The 1,667-nt window shown below is 37.4% G+C and carries 2 protein-coding genes; both read right to left on the bottom strand.

Annotated features, from left to right (window positions below):
* Positions 1-80: 80 nt before the first annotated feature.
* Positions 81-1,055, bottom strand: coding sequence for an IS3 family transposase (locus DWW60_RS13340; RefSeq protein WP_117875560.1), 975 nt, complete (start codon positions 1,053-1,055; stop codon positions 81-83).
* A complete protein-coding gene (locus DWW60_RS13335; protein WP_117875559.1) occupies positions 1,055-1,456 on the bottom strand; it encodes an HTH domain-containing protein in 402 nt (133 codons plus the stop codon). Before DWW60_RS13335 ends, DWW60_RS13340 begins: the two co-directional genes overlap by 1 nt.
* Positions 1,457-1,667 lie beyond the last annotated feature (211 nt).

Raw genomic sequence — 1,667 nt, 5'->3', positions numbered from 1 at the left:
TAAAGTGTACCCTTTGTCAAGGACACTATGACTTTTCCTTTTCAGATTTCTATTTTATATTTGTTTGTTGCGTAGAGGCATCAAAGTGATGCCTCTGATTGATTGTTTTCACCTTTTGCTTTAGGGTTTAACAGTGGATAAATTCCTGTTGTCAGATATTGATAATATTCAACAGGTGACAACCTTGCTAAGTCCCATTGATAACGTTCTGTATTATAATATTCTGTCCAATCCCTAACTGCGTTTAATATCTCCTCATAGCTGTAGCACTCTGATAGATCTAATTCATCTTTCATATGACCAAAGAATGATTCCTGAGGAGCATTGTCCCAACAGTTTGCTCTACGTGACATAGACTGTCTCAGTTCGTTATCCTTTAACAATTGGATAAATTTAATGCTGGTATAGTGGGAACCCTGATCGCTATGTATTAATGTTTCTGTGCTTAAATCAGTTCCATGTTTTTCTATTAACTGCTTTACTGTTTCTAATACAAAATCAATTTCTAGTGATTCGCTGAGAACCCATGACAGAAGCTCCTTGGTACAGGCATCTATAATTGTTGACATATAGCACCGGGGTGCTTTTCCATTTATAATATACGTGATATCCGTTAACAGAATTTTTCTTGGTCCGTGTTCCTCGAATTCACGGTTTACTATATTAGGTGCGGTATATGCAGTTGCCATTGCTTTTGCCATTCTTCGATAGGGATTTGCCTTGCGGATAGGGCACTGTAAGTTGTACTTCTTCATCAGCCGCCGGATTTTTTTGATATTCATCACTATCGGCGGTTCCATGTGTAACAACCTCATATATATGCTACGGGCACCTTTATGATATCCTCGGTACTGGTATGCTTTCAGAATCAAAAGAAAATCCTGTCTGTCCCGTTCCTCCCTTTCCATTCGCTGGTTTTCTGTTGATAGATAATGGTAATATCCCGAACGGGATACTCCTGCTATTTCGCACATGGCAGCTACATTCAATAGATTATCGCTTTTTTGCATGGTATCATAAATAATCTGATACTTTGCATGTGCTGGTATTTTCATTATTCCGGAGCCTCCGGATCTAAAGATACAATTTTTTTTAGAAACTCTATCTCCTGATTTTTATATGCCAGTTGCATTTCTAAATATTTTATCCGATTTTCAGCCGAAAGATATCCGTTGCAACCCTGTGCATATGTGTTAAGATCTCGAAAGCCATTTCCCTTTTTTACTTCGTTTCCAATCATGGTTTTCAAACCATTTATCCTGGAATCCCCTAGGATATTTGGATCTATTCCAAGAGTCGAAACAATTTCACGTGGAAGCCTGCCCTTTGACAGTTCCTCCCAAAACAGTTTTTTAAATTCTGCCGAGAAATGTACAATGCTCGGTGATACATCCAGCACATATTTGCTATTTCTCAGTGTGAGCATTTCCTGTTCTGTAAACTTTTTGTTTGCCATAATTTCCTCCAATTCATTTTTATTGTAATATCAATCTGAATTGGAGTCAAAACCGATTTTGTCCCAAATAAATGGTTTTATCAGCACCATGTCCGAAGTTAAGGGTTCCCTGTAAACTCATTGTCTAGATTTAAGGGTTTTCATTAAAACTTACTGTCCAATGGTAAGGGTTTTAAAAACTCATACTGTCTAATCTATAGGGTACATTTTA

Source organism: Coprococcus sp. AF16-22, from assembly GCF_003461545.1.
GTDB classification, from domain to species: Bacteria; Bacillota; Clostridia; order Lachnospirales; family Lachnospiraceae; genus Coprococcus; species Coprococcus aceti.
Note: the sequence above shows the minus strand (reverse complement) of the source record. Positions and strands in the feature narration are given on the sequence as shown.